A 25,379-nucleotide genomic window follows, 5' to 3' on the forward strand; every position below is an offset into this window, starting at 1 on the left:
TCGGGGCCGCCTGTGGCTCACTCGTCGGCCTCCTGCGCGCCGCGGGGTTCGGGCGGCTCCATCGGGATCTCCAGGCCGTGCTCCTCGGCGGTCTCCACGGCCCGCGCGTACCCGGCGTCGGCGTACCGCAGCACCCCGATGCCGGGATCGTTGGCCAGGACGCGCTCGAGCTTGCGGGCGGCCGTCGAGGTGCCGTCGGCGACGATGACCTGGCCGGCGTGCACCGAGCGCCCGACGCCGGTGTCGCCGCCCTGGTGCAGGGACACCCAGGTCGCGCCCGAGGCCGTGGTGAGCAGCGCGTTGAGCAGCGGCCAGTCGGCGATCGCGTCGGAGCCGTCGAGCATGCCCTCGGTCTCGCGGTGCGGCGACGCCACCGACCCGCAGTCCAGGTGGTCGCGGCCGATGACGAGGGGCGCGCCGAGGGAGCCCCGCGCCACCAGCTCGTTGAACCGCAGGCCCGCCTCGGCGCGCTCGCCCTGGCCGAGCCAGCAGACCCGGGCGGGCAGGCCCTGGAAGCGCACCTTCTCCCGCGCGGCGCGGATCCACCGGGTGAGGGACTCCGCGTGCGGGAAGAGCTCCAGGACGGCGCGGTCGGTGACGTCGATGTCCCGGGGGTCCCCCGAGAGCGCCACCCAGCGGAACGGGCCGCGGCCCTGGCAGAACAGGGGGCGCAGGTAGGCGGGCACGAAGCCGGGGTAGGCGAACGCGTGCTCGTATCCGGCCTCCCGCGCCTGGTCGCGCAGGGAGTTGCCGTAGTCGAAGACCTCGGCGCCCGCGTGGTGGAACCCGACCATCGCCTCGACGTGCCGGGCCATCGACTCCCGGGCCCGCAGGGCGAGCCCGGTGGGGTCCTCCTCCCGCAGCGCGGCCAGCTCCTCGAACGGCACCCCGATCGGCAGGTACCGCAGCGGGTCGTGGGCGGGCGTCTGGTCGGTGACGACGTCGACGGGCGCTCCGGCCGCCAGCAGCCGCGCGGCGGCCTCGGCGGCGTTGCCGAGCAGCGCGACCGACAGCGGGCGCTGGGCGTCGCGGGCCGCCAGGGCGAGGGCCAGCGCCTCCTCCACCGACTCCGTCCGGACGTCGCAGTAGCCCTGGGCGACGCGCCGGGCGACGCGCGCGGGGTCGCACTCGACGCAGATCACCGCTCCCCCGTTCATCGTGACGGCCAGGGGCTGGGCTCCCCCCATGCCGCCGAGCCCCGCGGTGAGCGTGACCGTCCCGGCCAGGGTGCCGCCGAACCGCCGGGCGGCGACGGCCGCGAAGGTCTCGTAGGCGGCCTGCAGGACGCCCTGCGCGCCGACGTGGATCCACGATCCCGCGGCCATCTGCCCGAACATGATGAGCCCGAGCTCCTCCAGCCGGTGGAACTCCTCCCGCGTCGCGCACTCGGGCACCAGGTTGGAGTTGGCCAGCAGCACCCGGGGCGCCCACTCGTGGGTGCGCAGGACGCCGACGGGCTTGCCGGACTGCACCAGCAGCGTCTCGTCCTCCGCCAGCCCCGTCAGGCACCGCGCGAGCGCCTCGTACGCGCCCGGGCCGCGGGCCGCCTTGCCGCCGCCGCAGACGGTCAGCGACTCGGGGTGCTCGGCCACCTCCGGGTCGAGGCTGTTGGCGAGCATCCGCAGCGCGGCCTCCTGCGGCCAGCCCCGGGCGCTCAGCGCGGCGCCGCGGGCGGCGCGGACCGGGAAGTACTTCATCGCGGCCTCCTCCGTCCCCCCATGTCCTTGTCCTGCCCTTCCCGGGCGCGGCTGAACGGGCGGGCCGCCTGGGGCGGAACTGGCGGGAGGGGCGGAACACGCCGGAGCCTGACAAAAACCGGAAGGAAAGAATCAAGAAAAGTCCGGTCTTGTTCACTTCTGCCCCGGGAAGACAGCATAGTTATGCGCGTGGATCGGAAGGTGGCCCAGCGGACCCCTCCGGACGAGGCCGAGTTGTCGGTCTGCGTCCGAGCCGCGCAACAGGGAGACGAGACGGCTTTCCGGACCGTGTACCGGGATCTGCAACCGCGGCTGCTGCGCTACCTGCGTGCGCTCGTGGCCGAGGACGCCGAGGACGTCGCCTCCGAGGCGTGGCTGCAGATCGTCCGGGACCTGCCCTCCTTCCGGGGGGAGTACGACGGGTTCCGCGGCTGGGCGACGACCATCGCCCGCAACCGCGCCCTGGACCACGTCCGGCGGCGCCGGCGGAGGCCCCAGGCCGAGACGACGCTGGACGAGCTGACCGAGGTCGCCGGCGAGCACGACACCGAGCTGAGCGCGCTCGGCGGCCTGGGCACCGAGCGGGCGCTGCGGCTGATCATGCGGCTGCCGCGCGACCAGGCCGAGGCCGTGCTGCTGCGGGTCGTCATCGGCCTGGACGCCAAGACCGCAGGTCAGGTGCTCGGCAAACGGGCCGGGGCGGTGCGCACCGCGGCGTACCGGGGCCTGAAGAAACTCGCTGCGGAAATCGAGTGACACTTTGCCGCACCGCGACGCTGAGAGAGATGAGATGAGCGCGAAACGGATCAACCGGCGAACCGCGGAGCGGATACTCCGCGGGCGTTCGGTGGGCCATCCCGTCGCCCGCCTGCTCGACAGCGCGAGCGCCCCCGCCGGGGCGGACGAGCTGGACGGCGAGGCGGAGGTGCTGGCCTACTTCCAGGAAGCGTTCATCGGCGCACCTGTCCCGTCCGCACCGCCCGAGGAGCAGCCATCACCCCGCCCCACGTCCACCAGGAGGCTGACCGCCAGGGTCGCCGGGGCCGTTCTGGCCATCGGCGCCATCGGCGCGGCCGGCGGTGTGGCGATAGCGGCGGGTGGCGTCCCCGGGCACGAGAAGCCCGCGCCGAAGAAGTCCTCTCCCCCGACCAGCGCGCCCGCGCACACCCGCAAGTACGCGCCGCCGCCGCCCTCCCCCGCCCCCGCCCCGGCGGCGCAGCCGACCATCGCCGACCTCTGCCGCAGGTACATCACCCAGGGCCGCAAGGACGAGCACCTCATCCCGCTCATCAAGGCCGCGGGCGGCAGGCAGAAGGCGATCGCCCTCTGCGTCGCCCTGATGGGCGGCGACCGGCCGGCCGGCGGCTGGCCGACCGACTGGCCCAGGAACCTGCCCACCGACTGGCCCAAGGACCAGAAGTGGCCGACCGAGTGGCCCAGGGAACTGCCCGAGGAGTGGCTCCTGCCGCTCTCCGAGCACAAGGCCGACCACAAGGCCGAGGACAAGGCGGAGGGCCGCTCCCTCTGGCCCGAGGACTGGCCCGAGCCCTGAGCCCGGACCGCGACCGAAGGGCCGCACGACACAACTGAATCTCGAGACTCCGGACGTCCCCCACGGGTTCTGCCCCCGTTCCCGTAACCGCGGCGTCCGGAACTGCCGGGGAATCCCGAGCGCCCTCCGGTCCGGAAGGTGCAGCGTTCCCTCTGTGCGAGCGGCCTCCCGGTCGCGCGACGGAACTCCGGCAGCAGGACGCCGTGTTCGCGGGCTTTGCCCGGGCTCGCGAACACGGCGCACCGGCCGATCGGCCAAGCCGACCTGATCTGGGGTGGTCAGGCCGGCTTGGCCGATCCTTTTGTCTTCCGCGGCGGGCTCAGACGGGGTGGGCGTCCAGCCATTCGGTGGCGACCTTGGCGGGGTCGGTCTTGTCGATCGCGACCTTCTTCATCATCTCCAGGAGGTTCTCGGTGGTGAGCTGGGCGGAGAGCTTGTCGAGGGTCTCGGCCGCCGCGGCGTCCACGCCGTCCTCGCGGACGAGGGGGGTGATGTTCTGGAGGCCGAAGACGCCCTTGGTGTCCTCCAGGACCACCAGGTCGTCCAGGACGATGGCGGCGTTGGTGGTGAAGACGTTGCCGACCTGGACCTTGTCGCTCTTCAGCCAGGTGGGGATGTTGCCGCCGCCGGAGCGGTCGGGCACCCACTCCTTGAACGTCAGGCCGTAGGCGGTGCTCAGCTTGTCCTTGAAGCGCTGCTCGAAGGGGGCGGGGCCGCCGACGGTGAGGTCGCCGGCCACGGACTTCAGGTCCTCGATCGTCTTCAGGCCGTGCTTGGAGGCCGTGGCGGAGGTGACGGTCAGCGAGTCGTTGTCCTGGGCGGGGGCGGAGTCCAGCAGCTTCAGGCCCGCCGGGAGCTTGGCCGAGGCGGCCTGGTTGGTGGCCTCGGGGGTGGCGGGCAGCTCGGCCTTCGGGTCGAGGTAGGCCAGCAGCGCGCCGTTGTACTCCGGAAGGACGGTCAGCTCGCCGTTCTCCAGCAGCTTGTAGTAGATCTCGCGCTCGCCGATGCTGAGCTTGCGCTCGACCTTCAGGCCCTTGTCCTCCAGGGCCCCGGCGTACAGCTCGGCGAGCAGGACGTTGCCGGGGAAGGCGGCGGAGCCGACCACGATGGTCTGGCCGTCGGCGGGCTTCGCACCGTCGAGGGGGTTGTCCTCGCCGCCGCCGCAGCCCGCCGCGAACGTCGCCATCAGGGCGGCGCCCAGCAGGATCTTCAGGGCTCTCATCCGGGGGTTTCCTTTCGGTTGTTCGGTTCCGGCCGCAGCCCTCGGGGGGTGAGGAGCCGGCCGGTGGAGGTGAAGAGGATCTGGACGGCGACCGCGAGCAGCACCACCAGGACCGAGCCGCCCACCGCGGTGCCGTACTGGCGCAGCAGGATCCCGTCCATGAGGTAGCCGCCGAGGCCGCCGAGGTTGATGTAGGCGGCGACGGTGGCGGTGGCGACCACCTGGACCGCCGCGGTGCGCACCCCCGTCATCACCAGGGGCACCGCGATCGGCAGCTCCACCTTCAGCAGCACCTGCCGTCCGGTCATGCCCATGCCCAGGGCCGCGTCCCGCACCCGGGGGTCGACCTGGCGGACGCCCTCGTAGGTGTTGACCAGCACCGGCGGGATCGCCAGCGCCACCAGCGGGATCAGGGCCGCCAGCGCGCTGCCGGCGCTCAGCAGGAAGAAGAGCACCAGCAGGCCCAGCGTGGGCAGCGCGCGGAAGCCGTTCGCGACGTTGATCACGGCGAAGGCGGTGCGCCGTCCGGAGTGCGCCAGGAGCAGCCCGAGCGGCAGCCCGACGAGCACGGCAACGAGGAGGACCGCCAGCGTGTAGCCGAGGTGCTCGGCGAGCCGGACGGGGATGCCGTCGGGTCCGTGCCAGTGCGCGCCGTCGGTCAGCCAGCGCCAGCCGTCGTTCATCGCGGGCTCCAGGGGGTGAGCAGCCGCTGGAGCAGCACCAGCGCCAGGTCGAACAGCACGGCCAGGGCGATGGTCAGCACGATCCCGGCCAGCACGGGCGTGGTGAACTGCAGGGTGAACCCGGTCTTGAACAGGGAGCCGAGCCCGCCGATGCCCACCAGCGCGCCCACGCTCACCAGGCTGATGTTGGAGACCGTGGCGACGCGTAGGCCCGCGATGACGACCGGCACCGCAATCGGCAGTTCGACCGCGATGAGGCGGCGCAGCGGGGTGTAGCCCAGCGCGGTGGCGGCCTGCCGGGTGGTCTCGGGTACCTGGCGCAGCCCGTCGACGACGTTGGGGACCAGCACGGCCAGGGTGTAGAGGGTGAGCGGGATGACGACCGTCCAGATGCTGAGGCCGGTGTAGTCCAGCAGCACCAGGAACAGGGCGAGGGACGGCAGGGCGTAGAGGATGTTGACGGCCGTCAGCACCGGCGCGTACAGGAGGCGCCAGCGCGCGCACAGCACGCCCAGCGGCACCGAGATCAGCAGGCCGAGCAGGACGGGCAGCAGGGAGAGCTTGAGGTGCTCGACGGTCAGCTCGCCGAACAGGCCGTAGTGGTCGTGGATCCAGTCCCAGCGGACCAGGGGTTCGTCTTCGTTCACGCGCGTGTCCGCTCCTGCTCCAGCTCACGGAAGAGGCGGAGCTTGCGCAGGCCGTGCTCACCGCCGAGGAAGTCGGTCACGAAGCCCTTGCGCGGGGCGGCGAGCAGCTCTTCGGGGGTGGCGAACTGGGCGAGCTCGCCGCCTTCGGCGAAGACCGCCACGCGGTGGCCGAGCCGGAGCGCCTCCTCGATGTCGTGGGTGACGAACACGATGGTCTTGGGTGTGCCCTCGCCGGCGGCGAGCGCGGCCTGCAGGCGCAGGAACTCCTCCTGGAGGCTGTTGCGGACGATCGGGTCGACGGCGCTGAACGGCTCGTCCATGAGCAGGACGGGCGGGTCGGCGGCCAGGGCGCGCGCCACTCCGACGCGCTGCTGCTGGCCGCCGGACAGCTGGTGGGGGTAGCGGCGGGCCAGGGCGGGGTCGAGGCCGACGAGCCCGAGCAGCTCCAGGGCGCGGGCCCGCGCCTTCTTCTTGTCCTGGCCCAGGAGGCGGGGCACCGTGGCGACGTTGTCGACGACGGTGCGGTGCGGGAAGAGGCCGCCGTGCTGGATCACGTAGCCGATGCCGCGCCGCAGCTCGGCGGGGTCGCGGCCGAGCACGTCCACGCCGTCGATCTCGATCGTGCCGGCGCTCGGCTCGACCATGCGGTTGATCATGCGCAGGGTGGTGGTCTTGCCGCAGCCGGAAGGGCCGACGAGGACGGTGATCTCGCCGGTGGCCAGGGTGAGGTCGAGCCCGGCGACGGCGACGGTGCCGTCGGGGTACTTCTTGCTCACGCCGCTGAAGGTGATCAAGGTGGCTACCTTAGTTCTCTACTTTATCCACGGGTTTAGTATGACTCAGTCCCTCCGGGGAATTCTGCTGGTGGACTCCCGCGGGCACAACACCGGGGGGCGCACTATCCGGCCGGGGGGACGCTCCTCGATGGCGTCGAGCACCAGGGACACCGCGTCGGCCGCCACCCCGGGCAGGTCCCAGTCGACCGTGGTGAGCGGCGGCGTCGGCAGCACGGACAGGGCGTGCGCGTCGTAGCCGCACACCGACACCTCGCCCGGGACGGACAGGCCCAGCTCCCCCGCCGCCAGGTAGACGCCGTAGGCGATGGAATCGGAGAAGCAGAAGAGGGCGCTCGGCCTGTCCGGGCGCGCCAGCAGCGCGCGGGCGGCGGCCGTGGCCTCCGGCAGCGCCGAGCGGGTGACCGCGATCTCCGCCTCCAGGCCGAGCCGCCGCGCCTCGGCCCTGACGTGCACGTCGGCCGGGCGGTCGGGGGTGCGCTCCAGGGTGGAGGTGAGCACCCCGATCCGGCGGTGGCCCAGGCCGTGCAGGTGCTCCAGGGCCAGCGTCACCCCGGCGCGGTTGTCGAAGACCACCTCGCCGTGCGGGTTGCCGGCCAGCGCGTCGCCGATCGACACCACCGGCAGCACGTCCGCCAACTGCGCCCAGGCCGGGGCGGACGGGTCGACCGGCTGCACGATCAGCCCGTCGACCCGCTGGTCGCGCAGCCGCTCGGCGAGCTCCAGCTCGCGCCCCGGATCGTCGGCGGCGTCCAGGACGATGGCGTACCTGCCCTCCTCCAGCAGGGCGCGGCCGATCCGCACGGCCAGCTCCTGCTGCCAGAAGTCGGCCAGCGACCCGCACAGCAGCCCGACCGTGTCCGTCCTGCCGCTGGCCAGCGCCCGCGCGATGGGATGCGCCTGGTAGCCGAGCTCGTCGGCGGCCGCGCGCACCCGCTTCTGGGTCTCGGCCGAGGTGTGCACGCCCCGCAGCGCGTAGGAGACGGCCGCGGGAGACAGGCCCGTCACCCGGGCCAGCTCCCGGATCGTTACTCTCCGTCCGGATTGAGGCATCAATCCACAGTAAGCGGACCCGCCGACGTTTTCCCCGGATCGTGATCTCCCCGTGGCCGCGCGAGGGTGAGGGAGAAGTCACCTTCCGGGTCCGTCCAGAGGTCGGTGAGCGCGTAACCCGCCGCCTCCAGCTCGGATTCCAGGCGCTCCGGGCGGAACTTCGCGGAGATCTCGGTGCGCATCTCCTCGCCGTCGGCGAAGTGCACGCTCAGGTCGAGCGCGCCGATGCGGACCTCCTGGCGGGTCCGCGAGCGCAGGCGCATCTCGATCCACTCGTTCTCCGGGTTCCAGAGGGCGACGTGGTCGAACGCCTCCGGCACGAAGTCGGCGTCCAGGTGGCCGTTGATGACGCGCAGCACGTTGCGGTTGAACTCCGCGGTGACGCCGCTCTCGTCGTCGTAGGCGCGCACCAGGCGCTTCTCGTCCTTGACGAGGTCGGCGCCGATCAGCAGGGCGTCGTCGGCGCCGAGCGTCCCGCGGATCGCGGACAGGAACGTGTGCCGCTCCTCGGGCGTCATGTTGCCGATCGTCCCGCCGAGGAACGCGACGAGCTTGCGCGGGCCGCCCCGGATCAGGGAAAGGTGCCGCTCGTAGTCGGCGGCCACCGGGTGGACCTCCAGGCCCGGGTACTCGGCGGCGATCTTCTCCGCGGCGTCCAGCAGGTAGTCGCCGCTGACGTCCACCGGGACGTAGGTCTCCAGCCCGGCGGCGCCCAGCGCGTCGAGCAGCAGGCGGGTCTTCTCCCCCGAGCCGGCGCCCAGCTCGACGAGGGTGCGCGCGCCCGTCAGCCCGGCGATCTCCGGCGCGCGGGCGGCGAGGATCGCGCGCTCCCGCCGGGTCGGGTAGTACTCCTCCAGCCGGGTGATCTCGGTGAACAGCTCGCTGCCGCGGTCGTCGTAGAACCACTTGGGCGGCAGCGTCTTGGGCTCGGCGGTCAGCCCCGCGGCGACGTCCGCGCGCAGCGCCTCCTCCAGGTCCTCCGGTTTCAGAAAATGCTCAATACGCATGAAATGCCCCCTTATCGGAGTGGATGGACGGCGATGCCGTTCCGGTCTGCGGCGACCAGCGAGCGGTCGGGGATCCGCTGCCAGGCGGGACTGTCGTCGTAGGGTTCGGAGGCGATCACCACGGCGTGGTCGGCCGACCGGACGAAGAGGCTGTCGCCCCAGGTCGTCGCGGCCAGCGAGGCGCCGTCGGACGCCAGCAGGTTGTAGCGGCCGGGAGCGATCGCGGTGACGGTGCGGACGGTCTCGGCCAGCCCCTCGGCCAGGCCCAGGCCGCCCCGCCAAGCGCGGACGGCGCGGGCGAACAGCAGCGCGGAGTCCAGCGGCGCGCGGGCCTCGGGGACCAGCGACAGGTCCCCGGCCAGCTCCCGGAGCTTGGCCTCGACCGCGCCGAAGCCCTCGACCTTGCCGTTGTGGCTGAACAGCCAGCGCTCGCAGCGGAACGGCTGGGCGCTGGACTCGTCGACGGGGAAGCCGACGGTCGCGCTGCGCACGGCCGCCACCGCGCACGAGCTCTGCAGGATCTCGCTGAGCTCGGCGAACGACACGTCCGTCCACATCGGCTGGGACCGGCGGTAGCGCACGAGCCTGTCCCCCGCGTACCAGCCGACGCCGAAGCCGTCGGCGTTCAGGACGTTGCCGATGTTCATCTTGGGGGCGTAGGACTGGCGTTCCAGGGAGTGGGCGGGGCCGTAGACCAGGGAGTGCAGGCTGCGGGGCGGGCCCAGGTAGGCCAGGTGTCTGCACAAGTCAGGCGCTCCTCGCGCAGCGGAAACCGGCGAAGATCTGGCGGCGGATCGGGTAGTCCCAGTTGCGGAACGTGGTGCGGGCGGCCGTCGGGTCCGTCGCCCAGGAGCCGCCGCGCAGGACCTTGTAGTCGGGGCCGAAGAAGACCTCGGAGTACTCCCGGTAGGGGTGGGCGCGGAAGCCGGGGTAGCCGTGGAAGGAGGTGGACGTCCACTCCCACACGTCGCCGAGGAGCTGCCTCACCCCGTACGGGGAGGCCCCTTCGGCGTAGGAGCCGACGGGGGCGGGCTGGAGGCGGCGCTGCCCGAGGTTGGCGCGGTCCGGCAGGTACACGTCACCCCACGGGTACCTGTGCGCCTTCTGCCGTTCGGGATCCCAGCTCGCGGCCTTCTCCCACTCGGCCTCCGTGGGCAGGCGCCTGCCCGCCCAGCGGGCGTAGGCGTCGGCCTCGTACCAGCAGACGTGCTGGACGGGCTGGTCGAACGGCACCGGCTCCACCTCGCCGAGGCGGCGGCGCAGCCAGACCCCTTCCTTGAACCAGAAGGCGGGCGCCTCGATCCGCTTGCCCTGCCGCCACTTCCAGCCCTCGGGATGCCACCAGCGCTCCTCGTCGTAGCCTCCCGACTCCACGAAGGCCGCGTAGTCGCCGTTGCTCACCGGGACGGTGTCGATGAAGTACGCCGGGACGTCGACGCGGTGCGCGGGGCGTTCGTTGTCGTAGGCGGCGACGTCGTCGGAGGTGCCCATGGTGAAGGGGCCCGCGGGGATGTAGGTCTCGGGGGCCCAGGGGGCGACGCCAGCGGGGCGGTCCTCCTCGCGGAGGTGGAAGGGGGCCCGGCGGAGCTGGTGGGTGGCGAGCATGGTCTCGTCGTGCTGGTGCTCGTGCTGGATGACCATCTCGAAGAGGGCGACGTTCTCGGGGCGCAGGGCGTCCAGGGTGTCGAGGACCTTGTCCCGCACCGTCGCGATGTAGGCGCGCGCCTCGTCCGGGGGCAGCAGGGGCAGGGACGGGCGGGTGGCCCGGGGGTGTTCGAAGGCGTCGTAGAGGGTGTCGATCTCCGGCCGCATCGGCTCGATCCCGGCGGCCGCGCGCAGCAGCCACAGCTCCTCGTAGTTGCCGATGTGCGCCAGGTCCCACACCAGCGGGGACATCAGAGGCGACACCTGGGCGACCAGATCGGCGTCCTCCATCCGGGTGAGGCGGTCGCTTCGTTCCCGCGCCGCGATCAGCTCGGCGGCGAGGCGTTCCTTCAGCGCGTCCACGCGTACTCCTCGATGTCGTCGGCCGGACACAGGCCGCGGGCGACATAGCGTTCGGCGTACTGTTCGGCGAGGTCCTTCAACGGCCCGGTGAGCACCGCGCAGGCCGCCTCGAAGCAGGCCAGCGCGGCCTTGGCCAGGGCCGGATCGCGCAGCCCGTCCCTGGCCGCCCGCACCCACCTGCCCGCGACGGGCTCCGCCGCGGTCTCGGCGGCGTCCGGGACGAGGTCGAGCAGCGCCGCGGCCACCGCCACGGGCACCCGCCAGTACGGCTCGGGCAGCGCGTCGATCATCCGCAGCTCCAGCCAGCCCTGCGGGCGGACCGGCGGGAAGAGCGTGGTCAGGTGGTAGGCGAAGTCGTCCAGGGTGGGCTCCCCGGTGCGCATCCACTCGCCGAACGTCAGGCCGGGGCCGATGATCCAGCTCTCGCCGCGGATCAGCATGACCTGCGCGTCGAGCGCGTACCGCGTCCACGCCTCCTCCGCGTCGTCGCCGTCGGGGGCGCCCGTGCGGGTGGGGTCCAGCCGCGCCCACACGGCCTGCCGCGTCGACCGCCAGCCCGTCCGCCGCCCGCACCACACCGGCGAGTTGGCGAACGCGGCGATCAGCACCGGGCCGAGCCAGTGCGCCAGCCGCCACCGGCGCGCCGCCTGGTCGGCGGTGCCGATGTCCAGGCAGACCTGGACGGACGCGGTGGAGCACATCATCGTCAGGTCCCCGAAGTACCCGCTCATGCAGCGGTACCGCAGCTCGTCCAGCTGCATCCGCGCGGGCCGCACCGGGTCCACCCCGCTGCCGAGGAGCTCGATGCCCGGCACCCGCCGGTGCACCTCGGCCAGGTCCGCGGTGAGCGCCGCGCACACCGCCTCGGCCCCCGGCAGCGCCCGCGAGCTCAGCTCCAGCTGCCCGCCCGGCTCGAACGTCACCTTGCTCCCGCCGGGCAGCGGCCGCCGCGTCAGCGGTCCCCGCAGCCGCCCCAGCGGCACCTGCTCCTCCGGTCTCCCCCGGTCCACCACCAGCCACTCGGTCTCGGCCCCCACCAGTCCCGGCGGCCCCTTCTTGAAACACACACCCCGCACGTGCTCCCGCACGTCGTCCTCGTTCAGGGACATGCGCCCTCCCGGTCCGTCTGGTCCTAGCGACCTTCCCTGGTGAACCGGATCAGCTATCCCCCCAAATCCCAAAAAATTCTCCGAACACTTGGAGAACCCGGCATTCGCTATCAGCGCATCTCGTTTCGGCCCGCTTCGGCACCTGTGATCATCAGCGTCCGGAGAGTCCACGATCCGTTCGAGCGTCCCGGAGGCGACCTGCGGTCCCCGGTCCCGCCCGGCCGGGCGACCGTCCCGAACGCGAAATGTGTTGTGGGTTATTGATACTTCTCCTCTAGATACGTGAGTTTTCTTCTGCTTGTCTGTGGGCCCGCACCCGGTGCCACCCCCACCCCGGAAGGAAGCCCATGGAACAGGACGAGACTCCCGGCACGTTCACCCGCAGGCACGCACTGACGCTGGCGGGAGGCACGGTCGCCGCCGGGGCCGCGGCGGACCTCCTGCGGGGCGCGTCGGCCTCGGCCGCCCCCGGGGACGCCGAGCCCGACGTCATCGTCGTCGGGGCCGGGCTGGCCGGGCTCGTGGCGACGGCGGAGCTGGCAGACGCCGGGCGGAAGGTGCTGCTGGTCGACCAGGAGTCCGAGGCGAACCTCGGCGGGCAGGCGTTCTGGTCGTTCGGCGGGCTGTTCTTCGTGAACTCCGACGAACAGCGGCTCATGGGCATCAAGGACACCCGCGACCTGGCCTGGCAGGACTGGCTGGGCACCGCCGGGTTCGACCGCGGCGTCGGCGACCCCGCCGGGCAGGACTACTGGGGCCACCAGTGGGCCGAGGCCTACGTCGACTTCGCCTCCGGGGAGAAGCGCGCCTGGCTGCACGGCATGGGTATGCGCTGGTTCCCCATCGTCGGCTGGGCCGAGCGCGGCGGGGGCTTCGCCGACGGGCACGGCAACTCCGTGCCCCGCTTCCACATCACCTGGGGCACCGGGCCCGCGGTCGTCGAGCCGTTCGAGAAGCGGGTGCGCGCCGCGGCCGCCAAGGGCCTCGTCACGTTCAGGTTCCGGCACCGCGTCGACGACCTCGTCCGCACGGGCGGGGCGGTCACCGGCGTCCGCGGCGCCGTCCTGGAGCCCACCGCCGCCCCGCGCGGCACCCGCAGCTCCCGCGTCGAGACCGGCGAGTTCGAGCTGAAGGCGCCCGTGGTGATCGTCACCTCCGGCGGGATCGGCGCCAACCACACGCCGGTGCGGGAGAACTGGCCCGAGCGGCTCGGCGCCCCGCCCAAGCGGATGATCACCGGAGTGCCGGACTACGTGGACGGCCGCATGCTGCGCATCTCCGCCGAGGCCGGCGCCCGCCTGGTCAACCGCGACCGCATGTGGCACTACACCGAGGGCATCGAGAACTACGACCCGATCTGGAGCGATCACGGCATCCGCATCCTGCCCGGCCCGTCGTCGCTGTGGCTGGACGCCGAGGGCAGGCGCCTCCCGGCGCCCGGCCTGCCCGGCTACGACACCCTCGGCACGCTGAAGCTCATCCAGGACACCGGCTACGACTACTCGTGGTTCGTCACCACGCAGAAGATCCTGGCCAAGGAGTTCGCGCTGTCCGGCTCCGAGCAGAACCCCGACCTGACGAACAAGAACATCCCGCTCACCCTCTCCCGCGCCTGGCAGAGCCCCGAACCGGTCGAGAAGTTCAAGAAGAACGGCGTGGACTTCATCGTCGCCGACACCCTGCCCGAACTCGTCACCGGCATGAACGAGCTGACCGGCACGAACCTCATCGACTACGCCGGCCTCAAGCGCCAGATCGACGCCCGCGACCGCGAACTCGACAACAAGTTCACCAAAGACCTGCAGATCATGGGCATCCGCAACGCCCTTGAGTACAACGGCGACAAACTCAGCCGCACCGCGGGCATCCACAAGATCCTCGACCAGGACGCCCGCCCGTTGATCGCCGTCCGCCTCAACATCCTCACCCGCAAGACCCTCGGCGGCCTCCAGACCGACCTGTCGGGCCGCGTCCTGAACGCCGACGGCCGGCCCGTCCCCGGCCTCTACGCCGCCGGCGAGGTCGCCGGCTTCGGCGGCGGCGGCGTCCACGGCTACCGCTCCCTGGAAGGCACCTTCCTCGGCGGCTGCATCTTCTCCGGCCGCCAGGCCGGCCGGGCCGCCGCGGCCGCCACCGCCTGACCCCGCCCCCCACGGCCCGGGACCCCGCGGTCCCGGTCTTCGAGGTCGCCATGTCCGGTGACGCACCCCACAGAGCGGTGTCGTGACCAAAAGGTTAAATTGGTCACCAGTCACCGGTCAAAGAACCGAGGAGGGCGTATGGCGGGGCTCCAGGAGGCGGAACGAATCGCGCGTGCCGACCGGATCCTCGACGCGGCCAGGGACCTCCTGCTGCGCTGGGGCTACCGGCGCGTGACGATCGACGAGGTCGCCAAGCACGCGGGCGTCGGCAAGGGAACGGTGTACCTGCACTGGCGCTCGCGGGAGCACATGTTCCTGGGGGTCGGCGCGCGGGAGGCCGCCACGATGATCGACGCGGTGGTCGACGCGATGCGCGACGACCCCATGGAGATCACGCTGCACCGGTACATGCGCCGCTTCTTCCTGGAGGCGATGCGACGGCCCGTGCTGCGCGCGCTCTTCACCAGGGACGCCGAGACGCTGGGCGGCTTCCTGGGGAGCCCGGCCCGCGAACCGCTGGACGGCGCCAAGCTCACCGCCTCACGCGAGTACCTGGGCGCGCTCGGAGAGCACGGGCTGCTGCGCGAGGATCTGCGCCCAGAAGACCTGGACTACTGGCTGCCCGCCGTCGTGTTCGGCTTCTTCGGCATCGAGCCGCTCCTGCCCCCGCACGTCGGCATCGCGCTACCGGACCCTGGCCGACACCCTACGACGGACCTTCGGCCCCCCGGATCCGCCGTCCCCGACACAGTGCGCTGCGGCCGCCGACGAAGTGATCGCCGTCTTCGAGCGGCTCGGCCGCGGCTACCGGGACGCCGCCTACCCCGGCGCATCCTGACCGGCGGACGTCCGCGCACCCGGCACCACGACGAGGAAGGCGGCCCGGACATGGGTCATGACATCAACGGCCTGCACCACGTGGGGCACATCGTGCAGAACATGGGCGAGGCAATCGAGCGGTACCGCCGACTCGGCTTCACCGTGCCGCCGCCCGCCCACCCCGTCCTACCGACCGGCGCGGACGGGGCCATCGAGCCGTTCGGGGTGGCCAACACCCACGTGCGCTTCCCCGGGAACTTCGTCGAACTGGTGGCCGTCATCGACGACGGCGCAGCCACCCGCCTACCGACCGAGTCCCGCCCGATCCCCCTACACGTGCCCGCCGACAAGCTCCCCTTCCTCAAGGCCGCCATCCGCGCCACTTCCGAGAACGTCGCTACCTGCCTCCGGCGTTTCCAAGGCGTGCACATCCTGATGTTCGACACACCCGACATCGAGAACGCAGCCGTCCGGCTATCGTCCGAGGGCATCGGCCACGGCGGTGTGCACACCGTCCAACGCCCGGTGGAAACCCCCGCAGGGACCCGGACGGAGCCCGTCCGCTACCTGGAGATCGACGGCACCGAACCCCGGTCGTCTCCCGGCCTCGTACCCGAAGGCCGAATCGGACTCGCCGAAAACGCCCCGCCAGAGGCGTCCGACATCCTGCAAGCCACCGACCACCCCAACGGCGCAACCGGGCTCGTCGCATGCCTGCTGTGCGTCGCCGACGCCGCGCTGCCCGAAGCCGTCCAGCGCTACGCCTCCTACATCGGCCGTCCGGCACGGTATGACCCATCCACCCGCACCGCACACTTCGACAACGCGAACCTCACCCTCGTGGCCGCATCGGCCCTCACCGACCTGCTCCCCGGCGAACGCCCTCCGGCCCTGCCCGCATTCGTCTCCTACACGCTCTCCGTCCGCGACACCGCCCTCACCGAACGGCTCCTGCGCGCCGGCCGCGTCCCCTTCGGCCGCACCCCCTCAGGAGAGCTCTTCGTACCGGCGAAAGCAGCCCTCGGCACAGCACTCGTCTTCCGCGAGGAGAACCAGACCACACGCCCGGCAGTCGTCTGAGCTCGGCTCAGGACCTGACGCGGCGGAGTCCTCCTCACGGAGGGGTGAGGAGTCCGCTCGTTTCCAGGAGTCTCATCCAACTGTCCTTATGGCGGCCTCTGCGGTCCCGGGCGGTGGCGGCTTGGGGGCCCAGGACTGCCTCGACGAGGTGGGGGTAGCCCTCGCCGAGGACGTGGTGGTCGAAGAACGTGATGATGTCGTCCGCGAAGTCCTCGCTGTCGATCTGTTCGACCTCGACGTTCTTGTACATGAAGACGTAGTCGTCGGGGTCGACGTAGTAGACGCTGCCGTCGTGGACGTCCAGGCGGATGGGGGCGCCGCCTTCGATGGTCCTCAGGAGGTCCGCCGGTATGCCGTAACGCTCGTGGCCGATCACGAGCGGAGCGCCCAGCGGGCAGTGCGGGTTGGGCGCCCTGGCCGTCCAGGCTCGGCGGCTGCGGAGCGCGTCGGGCTGCTTGAAGCAGAAGTAGTCGCCGCCCAGGCGATGAAACAGACGGAACACCTCGATCACTCCGTGGGGGAGTTCCGGGATGTCCTCCAGCCGCCGGGGCTCCTCGAAGACGATCCCGAAACCGTGCTCGGCCTCTGTTCGCAGTGCCAGCTCCAGCTTGGCCTTGAGCCCGGGCAGGGTCGCGTGCGGCTTCTCGTTCATCCGGCTCCTTCGTTTCCGGGCGGGGAGCGGTCCGTCGAGTTCGGCGAGAGGCTCGTCCATGAGGCCAGTCAAGCGACCCGGACCGAAGAATTCACCCTGAATCAGTACGGACGGGGTGCCGGTCCCTGACGAAAGTCGGGGGTCGCCGCTGCCTTCCGGTACAGGTTCCGAGCGGCTCCCGATCCCTAGATTCTCCGGTGAACGGAGGCGAAATGATCACATTGCGGAATCTGACCAAGCGGTACGGCGAGGTGACGGCCGTGAACGGCCTGGACCTGGAGGTCCGGACCGGGAAGGTCACGGGGTTCCTGGGTCCCAACGGGGCGGGCAAGAGCACGACCATGCGGATGGTGGTGGGGCTCGACCTGCCCACCTCGGGGCAGGCGCTGGTCGGCGGGCGGCGGTACGCCGACCTCCGGTGGCCGCTGCGGGAGGTCGGGGCGCTGCTGGACGCCAAGGCCGTGCATCCGGGCAGGAGCGTCAGGGCGCATCTGCTGGCGCTGGCGCACAGCAACCGGATCCCCGTCCGGCGGGTGGACGAGGTGCTGGAGACCGTCGGGATGGGCAAGGCCGCGGGGCGGCGGGCCGGGGGGCTGTCACTGGGGATGAGCCAGCGGTTCGGGATCGCGGCGGCGCTGCTGGGGGACCCGCCGGTGCTGCTGTTCGACGAACCCGTCAACGGGCTCGACCCCGACGGGGTGCGGTGGGTGCGCCAGCTCATGCGGTCGCTGGCGGACGAGGGGCGGACGGTCTTCCTGTCCAGCCACCTGATGAGCGAGATGCAGCTGACCGCCGACCGGCTCGTGGTGATCGGGCGCGGCAGGCTCATCACCGACACGCCCATGCGGGAGCTGATCGCGGGCGGGAGCTCGGTGTCGGTGGTCTGCCCGGACGCGGCGGGGCTCGCCGCGCTCGGAGCGCGGCTGCCGGGGTCGCGGGCCGTCTCCCGCGACGAGCTGCTCGTGCCCGGCGCCACGACGCGGCACGTCGGCGACCTCGCGCACGAGCTGGGCGTCCGGCTGCACGCGCTGCGGGAGAACGAGGTGTCCCTGGAGCAGAAGTACATGGAGCTGACCGAGAACGCCGTCGAATACGGAGCCGCCCGATGATGCAGGAGCTGCGCGCGGCGGTCGCCGCCGAGTGGACGAAGACGTGGTCGGTCCGCTCCACGTGGGGGACCCTGGCCGCCTCGGCCGTCCTCATGATGCTGGTGAGCGCCCAGCTGGCCGTCGCCCACGAGAACAACAACACCAACGAGATCACCACGGACGACGCCGGGATGACGACGGCGGGCGCCATCGCCATCGAGTCGTTCGCCATGCTGCAGTTCGTCCTGTTCACCGCGGCGGTCCTCCTGGTCACCACCGAGTACGCCAGCCGGAGCATCGGCTGGACCCTGCAGGCCGTTCCCGTCCGGGGCCGCGTCCTGGCGGCGAAGGCCGCGGTGGTCGCGCCGGTCATGTTCGCGGCGGGCGCCGCGGTGTGCCTGCTCGGCGCGCTCGCCGCCAAGCCGCTGCTGGGCGAGTGGGGCACCCTGGACGGCCTGGCGTACGACATGTTCGCGACGGGCGTCTACTCGGCGGCGGGCGGCGTCCTCAGCATCGGCCTGTCCCTGGTCGCGCGCAGCACCGCGACGGCCATCACCGCGCTCTTCGTCCTGCTCCTCCTGCTGCCCGTCCTGCTCAGCGCGGCCGGCAGCCCGCTCGCCGAGGCCTTCCCGAGCATCGCGGGCGACCACTTCATGAACGGCGACACCACCGAATACCCCCTGTACGCCGCCCTGCTCATCATCCTGGCCTGGACGGCCGCCGCCGTCCTGGCCGGCCTGCGCCTCCTCAAGACCCGAGACGCCTAGAGCAGGCCCGCTTCGTGGGCGATGATCGCGGCGCGGACGCGGTTGGGCACCTCCAGACGGACGAGGATCGAGCTGACGTGCATCTTCACGGTGCCCTCGACCAGATGGAGGCGCCGCGCGATCTCGGCGTTGGACAGCCCTTCGCCGAGCAGCGCCAGCACCTCCCGTTCCCGGGGGGTCAGCCGTTCCAGCCGTTCGCGGGCCGCCGCGCCCCGCACCAGGCGTTCGCCCGCGAGCTCTCCTACGACCCGGCGCGCGACCTTCGGGGACAGGCAGACGCCGCCGTCGGCGACCGCGCGGACGCCGGAGAGCAGTTCCTTGGGGTCGCCGGTCTTCAGCAGGAAGCCGTCCGCGCCGTCGGCGAGGGCGCGGGCGATGTAGGAGTCCTCGGAGAACGTCGTCAGGATCACCACGGCGGTGTCCGGAACGACGCGGCGCAGTTCCGCGACGGTCTCCAGACCGTCCATGCGCGGCATGCGGATGTCGAGGAGCACCACGTCGGGCCGGTGCTCCAGGGCCCGCGCGACCGCCTCGTGCCCGTCGGACGCCTCCGCGACGACCTCCAGCCCCGGGTCGGCGGCGAGGATGGCGCGGACTCCCGCCCTGATCAGCGGTTCGTCGTCGGCGAGCAGGATCCTGATCACTGTTTCCATGGTCGAGCACCAGTATCCCCGACCTTTCGGCCGGATATGTCCCTGGGGCGGGTCAGGAGAGGAGATACAGCGCCAGGGCCGCGACGGCCAGGACCCAGCCCGCCATGGCCATCAGCGCGGCCGGACGCCGCCGTACGGGTGCGGCGGCCGGGGGCCGAGGCCACTCCGTGTACGCCGAAGCCGCGGGGGCGAGCTTGTCCAGCACCGCCCGCCCGCTCTCCTCCGTCAGGGACTGCCGCTCGACCAGCCCGGTCAGGAAGGAGCGCGCGAACGCCTCGCCCGCGCCGGTGCCCCGGTAGGAGGCGATCGCCGCGGTGACGAGCGCCGGGAAGGACACGGCGGAGCCGCTGAGGATCCGCTCCAGCTCGGCGAATCCGAAGCCTTCGCCGTAGGCGGCCTGGAGCAGCGCGGAGAGGAGGCGGTGCTGGGCCTCCCCGTCTCCGGGGAGATGCCTCTCGACGGCCCCGGCGAGATGGCCGTGCCCCTGAAGCGCCCTGGCCATCCGCGCGCTGCCCCTCCGGTCGCGGGACTCCCGGGCCGCGCGTTCCTCCAGTGCCTCGACCGCCGACAGGAACAGGGCCTGCTCGGTGCTCTCGCGTGCGGCCAGCTCCACCAGGTCGGAGAACGGCAGGTGGGTCAGGAACCCGGAGAGCTCCTGCTCGGTGAGGTCGCGATCCAGCCGGAACTCCTCCCGCCCGTCTTCGAAGGACCGCCACAGGGCCGCGGCCAGGGCGCCGTGCAGCCGGCCGCCCGCGACGGCGCGCAGCTCCTTGAGCGCCGCCTCGGTGGGGTGGTCGCCGATGGCGGGCCCGAGCAGCGCCCCGTAGAGCTCCGCGCGCACCCGCTCGTCGAGGCCGGGTCCCTCGGCCAGCAGGCGCCTCTCCCCCAGCACCCTGCGGTACCGAGCGCGCTGCTCGTCCGCGTGGGGGACGGCGGTGAAGGACTTCAGCTCCTCGACGGCGCGCAGGAGGTCCGTGGTGTCCCCCTGCTCCAGCGCCGCGGCGCACCGCTCCAGCAGCGCGACGACGAATCCCTCCACCGCCTCCACGGGGACCCCGACCGGTGCCCTGGCCGTGCCGTCCAGGGCGGCGACGGCGAGGTCCGCCTGGCCGAAGTGCATCGGCTCGTCGGCCGCCGCGAGGGTGGCGACCAGGGTCTCCTTGTTCTCGTAGGAGGCGAGCAGCTCCAGGTACCTGCGCGCCGCCTTCGCGTCGGGCGGCAGCGGGACGAACTGCCCCGCGTACACGTTCTGGGCGTCCTGCGGGGCCTGGCTGAAGGAGAGCCGGATCCGGTGCGCCGCCGTGCCGCTGGTCCATGTGGCCGCCGACAGCCGGGCGCGCATCCCGTACGGCAGCAGCGCCGCCACGTCGTCCAGGCGGCGCAGCCTCTCCCGCAGGGAGAGGCCGTCCTCCACGACGCACACCGCCTCCCCGGTCAGCAGCAGGACGGCGGTGCCCATCGCCTGCTTGGTGAGGCGTGCGGCGATACGGGCGGCGTCCAGCGCGGGGAGCTCGACCTCGATCGGCCCTTCCCGGGGGAGCCCGACATCCTGGAGCGCCTCGTACAGGTCCTCGTAGGAGACCGGGCCCTGGGCGAGATCGGTGTACTTCAGGGCGAACACGCGCGTGTCGACCAGTGCGCCGTCGCCCTGCTCCTGGATGAGGAGGATCACCCGGGCCTCGACGGCCCCGCCCGCCCAGGCGAGCGTGACCTGGGGAAGGGACACGGGCGCACCGGTGGCGAAGCGGTTCACGATCCGGTCGAAGTCCGCCGCCCGCAGTCCCTGGTCGCTGCAGGCCAGAACGCCGTGCTCCTGATCGGCCGCCCTCCTCCCCCACAGCGCCCATTCGGCGGTGGCCCTGACGCTACGCGGCACGAAATCGCCTCATCTCAAGGGGTCTGTTCCATGGCGAAAATGATGATCATGACGATGAGAAGCACGAGGGAGGCGGACAACAGGAGGTAGAGGAGGTAATCCATCTGCCTCTTCCACCACCCCGCCGTTCGTCGCCACCAACCGGTCTCCGACCTCTCGTGCCGTACGAGATCCGCCCTCTGCTGCCAGGTGTCCTGCCGGGGCGCCAAGACGGGATGTCCACCCGTCGGCGCCGGCTTCGGCCTCCTCTGCGCCATGTTCTTCCGGATGACGTCCCGGGTGGTGGTGGTGAGGTCGAACTCCTCCACCTTCTTGCGCAGGAACCGGTCGGTCAGCGCGTCCCCGGCTCCAGACCCGTAGAGATAGGCCACAGCGCTGAGGAGTGCCCGAGAGGGCATGGTCTTCGTGCCGTTGAGAGCGCTTTCGAGTTCCTGGTCCCCCAGCGCCCCCTCCCCGTACGCCACCTTCAGGAGAGAGAGCATCAGCTCAAACTGGCGTTTGTACTGGCCGGGATAGCAGGTTTCAAGGACGCCACCGAGGAAACCACTTCTTTCCAGCGCCTCGGCGAGACCGCTGTCCATTCCCTCTTGACTCTTGTAACGCCGGGCAAGCTCTTTGCAGACCGTGTCGATGAAGGACTCGTCGGCATCGAGACCCGCCGCGGCATGGACGAGTTCCGCTCCGCTGTAACCGGTCAACACTTTCTGGAGCGCTTCAGAGGAGCGTCTTCTAGCGATCGACACGCTAGCAACGGGATCGTAAGTGTGCATCCGCGCCAGAGCGTCGAGCAACAGCGGGGAGAAAACACCATGGACGATGCCGTGAACCTCGTTGAGAGTCCTCTTGCTCAGGCTCCGGCCAAAGGTGAGCCTCAGCAGCGACCCGTACATTTCCTCTACGTAATCTCCCTCCAGCCACGGGCGCGGTGAGAGTAGCAGCTCCTCCTTGAGGATCTGCTTCAGTTCGTCCCTCCGCCCCTGAACTTCCAGATCGTGACTGAGGTATTTCAGCCTGCCGATGAAAGATTTGGCCGCATCGACGTCTTGGCGCTGAAGGGCGTCCGCCAGCGAACGAACGACTTTTTCGGGACGGTCCGTCTCCCGGAGCGCGTCGACCCCGTGGGCGGGCTCCCGGTACGACTGGTCGAGGACCGCCAGGGGCAGCCGGCTCTGCCTCGGGCCGAAGCCCATCAGATCGGTGGCCTGCGCGAGCCGAGCGATCAGGGACTTGCGATCGGCGTGGTTCAGCAGAAGGCGCATGTACTCCTGGGAGGTCTGTGCCTCCGAGGAGATCGGGGTGGGTCTGCCCCAGAACACGTTGTGCGCCTCGTCGCGCGCGTCCGTGGTGAAGGAAAGTCTGATGTTGTGCTGGGCGGTGCTGCTCGTCCAGGTCGAGGCCGAGAGCTTGCTGCGCATCCCGTAGGGCAACATCGCCGCGACGGTGTCCAGGAAGAGCAGCCTCTCGTCGAGGTCGACCTTGTCATCGCACACGATACAGACGGATTTGTCCGTCAGCAGCAGCGCCGCGGTGCTCATGACCTGCTCATTGACCGAGGAGGCGATCTCGTCCGGACGCATGCGGTCCACGTCGATCCTCAGCTCGCCCTGCTGCGGAAGGCGCAGGGTGCGCAGACGCCTGTAGAGCGCCAGGTAGGAGACGGGCTGGTAGGCGAGCTGCTCGTACCTGACGCAGAAGTACCGGGTGACGGCGATCCGCCGCCCGACCTTGTCCGGCGTGGCGGAGGACTCATGGATGGCGATGCCGATGCGTTCCTCGCCATCCTCCCGACCCGACCAGACGATGGTCACCTGGGGCAGGGTGTCGGGGGTGCCGATGGAGAAGCGGTTCAGGATCTGGTCGAATTTCTGCTCGGTGAGCCCGCTCTGGCTGCAGGCCAGCACCCTGTAGTCGTGGTCGCCGGGTTCCTTGCCCCACAAGGCCCACTCGACGTCGAGCCGCACCGTCCGCCCTGCCATCGTGCTGCCTCCCTATTTCTTTCCGAGCCGCCGGCCGAGCCACAGCAGCGGCTCCATCACGTTGACCGGGCGCACGGTCCCGCGGATCCGGGTGAAGCCCTTCTCGTCGGTCATGACGTTCTGGTGGTCGTCCGGGTCGTAGCCCAGACGCGGGTCGACGTGGAACCCGATGGCGGAGGTGACGAAGTACCTCGTCCGCTCCGGGGCGAAGTACTGCTCCAGGGTGTTGAGGATCATCCCGCCGTAGCCGCTGGCGGAGACCTCGCACAGCTTCTCGAAGAGCTCCCTGGCGTCGTCCCCGTCGTCGACGCGGGGGAAGTGCTCCTCCTCGTCCGGCTGGGTCAGCCCCAGCTTCTCCGCGGTCTCCAGGACGCGCAGCTCGTCGAACTTGGTGATGCAGATGGCCAGGTGGTGCGGCAGCAGGCCCGAGGAGAACTCCGGGTTCTCCAGGAAGTGCTGGGACAGGTGGGACAGGACGCCGAACAGGTACTCGAAGGCGTCGCCCTTCTCGAACTCCCGGACCGGGTCGAAGAGGAAGACGATCCCCCTGCTGTTGACCAGGTCGTCGATGAGCTCCTTCTGGGTGAGGCGGCGCGGCGAGTAGCCCTCGCCGCCGAGGTCGGCCAGGTCCAGCCCGAACTGCACGCCCACCGGACTCCTGCGGAAGAGGGACTTCCAGCCGCCGCGCCGCAGCTCCTGGCCGACCAGCCGCCACCGGTAGTGCTCGATGACGGCGCCGGAGGCCTTGGGGAAGACCCCGTCCGACAGCTGCGTCGTGAGGGTGACCAGCGCGCGGGTGGACTGGTCGTTGGCGCCGATCACCTTCCAGCCCTCGGACTGGCGGCCCAGCGCGATACTCAGCGCCGCCAGGAAGGTGGTCTTGCCGCAGGTGGGCGCGCCCCACATCACGATGTTGGCCTTGCTGCCCTCGGTTTCACGCTGGGCCGCCATCGGCATCACTCCGTCTCGACCAGGGGGAAGGGAAGTCCTCGCGCGGAGGTGGAGAGCCCGAGCGCGGCCCGGAGCGCGCCGAGGTCGACGGCGTCGAGCCCGAAGAGCGGCCCGTCGGAGAACTCCGTCCAGAACTCCGGCGGATCCTCCTCGTCGTGGTCGTCGCAGATGGCGGCGAAGCCCGCTCCCCGGCGCTCGCGCAGGTCGTCGGCGAGCAGCCGCCAGTCGCGGCGGCGCGGGCAGGGCAGGAGGCCCGAGACCTGGTTGCGGCGGGGGAAGGGCGGCCGCTCCCCGACGAACAGCAGGGTCGTGCGGCCGGTCCCGTCCGAGCGCTCCAGCCGGTCGCCGATCACGGCGAGCGCGCACTCCACCTCGGCGGCGCGCTGGGGGGTCTGCGTCTGGGGGCCCCGGGCGGCCAGCCGGTCGAGGCGTTCGAGCGCGTCCTCGGGCCCGCCCTCCCAGCACCAGACCGGCGGCTCCTGCTCCGGCACGCCCCAGGCGAACCGGTGCGAACCGTAGGACAGGAGCGAGACCCGCGGCGCGTCCGGCGCGTCGGCGAGGCCCGCCAGCAGCTGCCGCACGCGGGCGATCCGCTCCTTCAGCCGCTCGGGGTCCGCGGCGGGCACGCTGGTCTCCACGGCGCAGACCAGGTGCTCGGTGCGGGGGCGCGCGGCGGGTTCCAGCCGCTCGGGGAGGCAGGACACCAGCTCGTTCCAGGACCGCGGGTCCTCGGCGAGCGGGGCGGGCAGGCCCTCGAACCGCACCCTGCCGGGCCGCACGAGTTCGGCGGTGACCGTGTGGACGCCCGACTCCACGGGCCCCGACAGGACGGACAGCAGCCCGAACGCCTGCGCGTGCTGGGCGCTCGCCACCAGCGCCAGGGCGGGCGGTCCCGGCGGGCCGCTCACGAACCGCAGGGTGAGCGGCGTCGTCTCGCCGCGCTGGGCCCCCACCGGGAACAGCGGGGTGGTCTGCATCTCCGCTCCGCCGCCGGGGGTGCGGCGCAGGGTCACCAGCTCGTACATCCGGGTCAGGGGGTCCTCGGCCAGGACCTCGCGCAGCAGGTCGACGAACGGCGCGGGGCAGACGAAGTCCCGCAGGGCCCGCCCGCTCCCGCGGAGGCCGTCGAGGACCTTCCAGGGAGCCGATCCGCGCGCGGAGTCCTCGACCGCGAACAAGGCGTGCGATTCCCGCACATTGTCCAAAATGTCATAAACGATGCCTTCCAGGGGCTGACAGGCCTCGCCGGCCGCCGGCAGCACCGTCCGGCGCTTCGTCCGCGGCACGCCCAGGGAATCGCGATACACCTTCCACAGGAATATCTCGCTTTTGCCGATCTGCACGACGGCAAGGTCGCGCCCGTCCGGAAGCCGTGCCACCGCCTCGCCGAGAGCCTCTCGCAGCAAGCCCCTTTCCGGCTCGGCCAACAGCCCCTCCCCACCACCGCATGCGTCAGGAGCCTGACCACCGGATCCCCGTTTGAGGGAAATTCTGGCACCGCGGACAAGGCGCGCCCCACCGCGTTTCAGTAATTGGCCGGTTCAGGTCACCCGGATTACTTGCCCGTAACGGCATCCCCATCACCGCTGGAGAGAACTAGGCTCT

General features: G+C 71.5%; 21 protein-coding genes and 1 pseudogene. 6 read left to right on the top strand and 16 right to left on the bottom strand.

Features of this window, described 5'->3' with window-relative positions; genetic code table 11:
* Positions 1-17: 17 nt before the first annotated feature.
* Entirely contained in the window at positions 18-1,697 is a 1,680-nt protein-coding gene (gene hutU / locus ABD140_RS11395; protein WP_344239700.1) for a urocanate hydratase, read from the bottom strand.
* A gap of 189 nt (positions 1,698-1,886) precedes the next feature.
* Between hutU and ABD140_RS11400 the strand changes: the two genes are divergently transcribed.
* Both ABD140_RS11400 and ABD140_RS11405 read left to right on the top strand, forming a co-directional pair.
* Entirely contained in the window at positions 1,887-2,453 is a 567-nt protein-coding gene (locus tag ABD140_RS11400) for an RNA polymerase sigma factor (RefSeq protein WP_344239702.1), read from the top strand.
* A 34-nt stretch (positions 2,454-2,487) separates the two neighbouring features.
* Positions 2,488-3,249, top strand: a complete 762-nt coding sequence (locus ABD140_RS11405; RefSeq protein ID WP_344239704.1) for a hypothetical protein — start codon at positions 2,488-2,490, stop codon at positions 3,247-3,249.
* 319 nt (positions 3,250-3,568) lie between these two features.
* Here the strand turns inward: ABD140_RS11405 and ABD140_RS11410 are convergent, their stop codons facing one another.
* From ABD140_RS11410 to egtA, 9 genes and pseudogenes are all read right to left on the bottom strand, one after another.
* The gene (locus tag ABD140_RS11410) at positions 3,569-4,471 is read right to left on the bottom strand and encodes an ABC transporter substrate-binding protein (RefSeq protein ID WP_344239706.1); all 903 of its coding nucleotides are present in this window, start codon (positions 4,469-4,471) and stop codon (positions 3,569-3,571) included.
* Positions 4,468-5,154: an ABC transporter permease gene (locus ABD140_RS11415; protein ID WP_344239708.1), complete on the bottom strand. Its 687-nt coding sequence runs from the start codon at positions 5,152-5,154 to the stop codon at positions 4,468-4,470. The genes ABD140_RS11410 and ABD140_RS11415 overlap by 4 nt, the downstream gene beginning before the upstream one ends.
* Entirely contained in the window at positions 5,151-5,801 is a 651-nt protein-coding gene (locus ABD140_RS11420) for an ABC transporter permease (protein ID WP_344239710.1), read from the bottom strand. Before ABD140_RS11420 ends, ABD140_RS11415 begins: the two co-directional genes overlap by 4 nt.
* A 29-nt stretch (positions 5,802-5,830) precedes the next feature.
* Positions 5,831-6,595, bottom strand: a pseudogene (locus ABD140_RS11425) (ABC transporter ATP-binding protein); the annotation flags it as partial.
* A 45-nt stretch (positions 6,596-6,640) separates the two neighbouring features.
* Positions 6,641-7,648 (bottom strand): LacI family DNA-binding transcriptional regulator, encoded by a 1,008-nt coding sequence (locus ABD140_RS11430; RefSeq protein ID WP_344239712.1) that lies wholly within the window; start codon positions 7,646-7,648, stop codon positions 6,641-6,643.
* The gene (gene egtD, locus ABD140_RS11435; protein WP_344239714.1) at positions 7,648-8,655 is read right to left on the bottom strand and encodes an L-histidine N(alpha)-methyltransferase; all 1,008 of its coding nucleotides are present in this window, start codon (positions 8,653-8,655) and stop codon (positions 7,648-7,650) included. The genes ABD140_RS11430 and egtD overlap by 1 nt, the downstream gene beginning before the upstream one ends.
* Positions 8,656-8,666: 11 nt before the next feature.
* On the bottom strand, positions 8,667-9,401 hold the full coding sequence (egtC, locus tag ABD140_RS11440; protein WP_344239716.1) for an ergothioneine biosynthesis protein EgtC: 735 nt from the start codon (positions 9,399-9,401) through the stop codon (positions 8,667-8,669).
* Position 9,402: 1 nt separating this feature from the next.
* Positions 9,403-10,662 carry an ergothioneine biosynthesis protein EgtB gene (egtB, locus tag ABD140_RS11445; RefSeq protein WP_344239718.1) on the bottom strand — a complete coding sequence of 420 codons (1,260 nt, stop codon included), beginning with the start codon at positions 10,660-10,662 and terminating at the stop codon, positions 9,403-9,405.
* A complete protein-coding gene (gene egtA, locus ABD140_RS11450) occupies positions 10,650-11,771 on the bottom strand; it encodes an ergothioneine biosynthesis glutamate--cysteine ligase EgtA (protein WP_344239720.1) in 1,122 nt (373 codons plus the stop codon). Before egtA ends, egtB begins: the two co-directional genes overlap by 13 nt.
* A 347-nt stretch (positions 11,772-12,118) precedes the next feature.
* Between egtA and ABD140_RS11455 the strand changes: the two genes are divergently transcribed.
* Both ABD140_RS11455 and ABD140_RS11460 read left to right on the top strand, forming a co-directional pair.
* Entirely contained in the window at positions 12,119-13,912 is a 1,794-nt protein-coding gene (locus ABD140_RS11455; protein ID WP_344239722.1) for an FAD-binding dehydrogenase, read from the top strand.
* A 138-nt stretch (positions 13,913-14,050) separates the two neighbouring features.
* Positions 14,051-15,811 carry a VOC family protein gene (locus tag ABD140_RS11460; protein ID WP_344239724.1) on the top strand — a complete coding sequence of 587 codons (1,761 nt, stop codon included), beginning with the start codon at positions 14,051-14,053 and terminating at the stop codon, positions 15,809-15,811.
* A gap of 34 nt (positions 15,812-15,845) precedes the next feature.
* Here ABD140_RS11460 and ABD140_RS11465 read toward each other — a convergent pair whose 3' ends face one another.
* Positions 15,846-16,463, bottom strand: coding sequence for a hypothetical protein (locus ABD140_RS11465; protein ID WP_344239726.1), 618 nt, complete (start codon positions 16,461-16,463; stop codon positions 15,846-15,848).
* A gap of 212 nt (positions 16,464-16,675) precedes the next feature.
* On the opposite strand from ABD140_RS11465, the gene ABD140_RS11470 reads away from it, so the two are divergent.
* The gene (locus tag ABD140_RS11470) at positions 16,676-17,572 is read left to right on the top strand and encodes an ATP-binding cassette domain-containing protein (protein WP_344239728.1); all 897 of its coding nucleotides are present in this window, start codon (positions 16,676-16,678) and stop codon (positions 17,570-17,572) included.
* A complete protein-coding gene (locus ABD140_RS11475; RefSeq protein WP_344239730.1) occupies positions 17,569-18,318 on the top strand; it encodes an ABC transporter permease in 750 nt (249 codons plus the stop codon). Before ABD140_RS11470 ends, ABD140_RS11475 begins: the two co-directional genes overlap by 4 nt.
* Here ABD140_RS11475 and ABD140_RS11480 read toward each other — a convergent pair.
* The 5 genes from ABD140_RS11480 to ABD140_RS11500 all read right to left on the bottom strand — a co-directional run bounded on the left by ABD140_RS11480 (position 18,315) and on the right by ABD140_RS11500 (position 24,970).
* A complete protein-coding gene (locus tag ABD140_RS11480; RefSeq protein ID WP_344239960.1) occupies positions 18,315-18,962 on the bottom strand; it encodes a response regulator in 648 nt (215 codons plus the stop codon). The two genes, ABD140_RS11475 and ABD140_RS11480, sit on opposite strands and share 4 nt — an antisense overlap.
* Positions 18,963-19,023: 61 nt before the next feature.
* Positions 19,024-20,847, bottom strand: a complete 1,824-nt coding sequence (locus tag ABD140_RS11485) for a hypothetical protein (RefSeq protein WP_344239732.1) — start codon at positions 20,845-20,847, stop codon at positions 19,024-19,026.
* A gap of 14 nt (positions 20,848-20,861) precedes the next feature.
* Entirely contained in the window at positions 20,862-22,823 is a 1,962-nt protein-coding gene (locus ABD140_RS11490; RefSeq protein ID WP_344239734.1) for a hypothetical protein, read from the bottom strand.
* A 12-nt stretch (positions 22,824-22,835) separates the two neighbouring features.
* Positions 22,836-23,774, bottom strand: coding sequence for a hypothetical protein (locus ABD140_RS11495; RefSeq protein WP_344239736.1), 939 nt, complete (start codon positions 23,772-23,774; stop codon positions 22,836-22,838).
* A gap of 5 nt (positions 23,775-23,779) precedes the next feature.
* On the bottom strand, positions 23,780-24,970 hold the full coding sequence (locus ABD140_RS11500) for a hypothetical protein (protein WP_344239738.1): 1,191 nt from the start codon (positions 24,968-24,970) through the stop codon (positions 23,780-23,782).
* Between the last annotated feature and the right edge of the window lie 409 nt (positions 24,971-25,379).

This window comes from Actinocorallia libanotica, from assembly GCF_039525175.1.
Lineage (GTDB): Bacteria > Actinomycetota > Actinomycetes > Streptosporangiales > Streptosporangiaceae > Actinocorallia > Actinocorallia libanotica.

Bases quoted from the DNA above. Each gene is read 5' to 3' on its own strand.
- ABD140_RS11475 (WP_344239730.1), top strand. From the start codon at position 17,569: ATGATGCAGGAGCTGCGCGCGGCGGTCGCCGCCGAGTGGACGAAGACG.
- ABD140_RS11495 (WP_344239736.1), bottom strand. From the start codon at position 23,774: ATGGCGGCCCAGCGTGAAACCGAGGGCAGCAAGGCCAACATCGTGATG.
- egtD (WP_344239714.1), bottom strand. From the start codon at position 8,655: ATGCGTATTGAGCATTTTCTGAAACCGGAGGACCTGGAGGAGGCGCTG.
- hutU (WP_344239700.1), bottom strand. From the start codon at position 1,697: ATGAAGTACTTCCCGGTCCGCGCCGCCCGCGGCGCCGCGCTGAGCGCC.
- ABD140_RS11415 (WP_344239708.1), bottom strand. From the start codon at position 5,154: ATGAACGACGGCTGGCGCTGGCTGACCGACGGCGCGCACTGGCACGGA.
- ABD140_RS11410 (WP_344239706.1), bottom strand. From the start codon at position 4,471: ATGAGAGCCCTGAAGATCCTGCTGGGCGCCGCCCTGATGGCGACGTTC.
- ABD140_RS11470 (WP_344239728.1), top strand. From the start codon at position 16,676: ATGATCACATTGCGGAATCTGACCAAGCGGTACGGCGAGGTGACGGCC.
- egtA (WP_344239720.1), bottom strand. From the start codon at position 11,771: ATGTCCCTGAACGAGGACGACGTGCGGGAGCACGTGCGGGGTGTGTGT.
- ABD140_RS11465 (WP_344239726.1), bottom strand. From the start codon at position 16,463: ATGAACGAGAAGCCGCACGCGACCCTGCCCGGGCTCAAGGCCAAGCTG.
- ABD140_RS11455 (WP_344239722.1), top strand. From the start codon at position 12,119: ATGGAACAGGACGAGACTCCCGGCACGTTCACCCGCAGGCACGCACTG.
- ABD140_RS11430 (WP_344239712.1), bottom strand. From the start codon at position 7,648: ATGCCTCAATCCGGACGGAGAGTAACGATCCGGGAGCTGGCCCGGGTG.
- ABD140_RS11460 (WP_344239724.1), top strand. From the start codon at position 14,051: ATGGCGGGGCTCCAGGAGGCGGAACGAATCGCGCGTGCCGACCGGATC.
- ABD140_RS11490 (WP_344239734.1), bottom strand. From the start codon at position 22,823: ATGGCAGGGCGGACGGTGCGGCTCGACGTCGAGTGGGCCTTGTGGGGC.
- ABD140_RS11405 (WP_344239704.1), top strand. From the start codon at position 2,488: ATGAGCGCGAAACGGATCAACCGGCGAACCGCGGAGCGGATACTCCGC.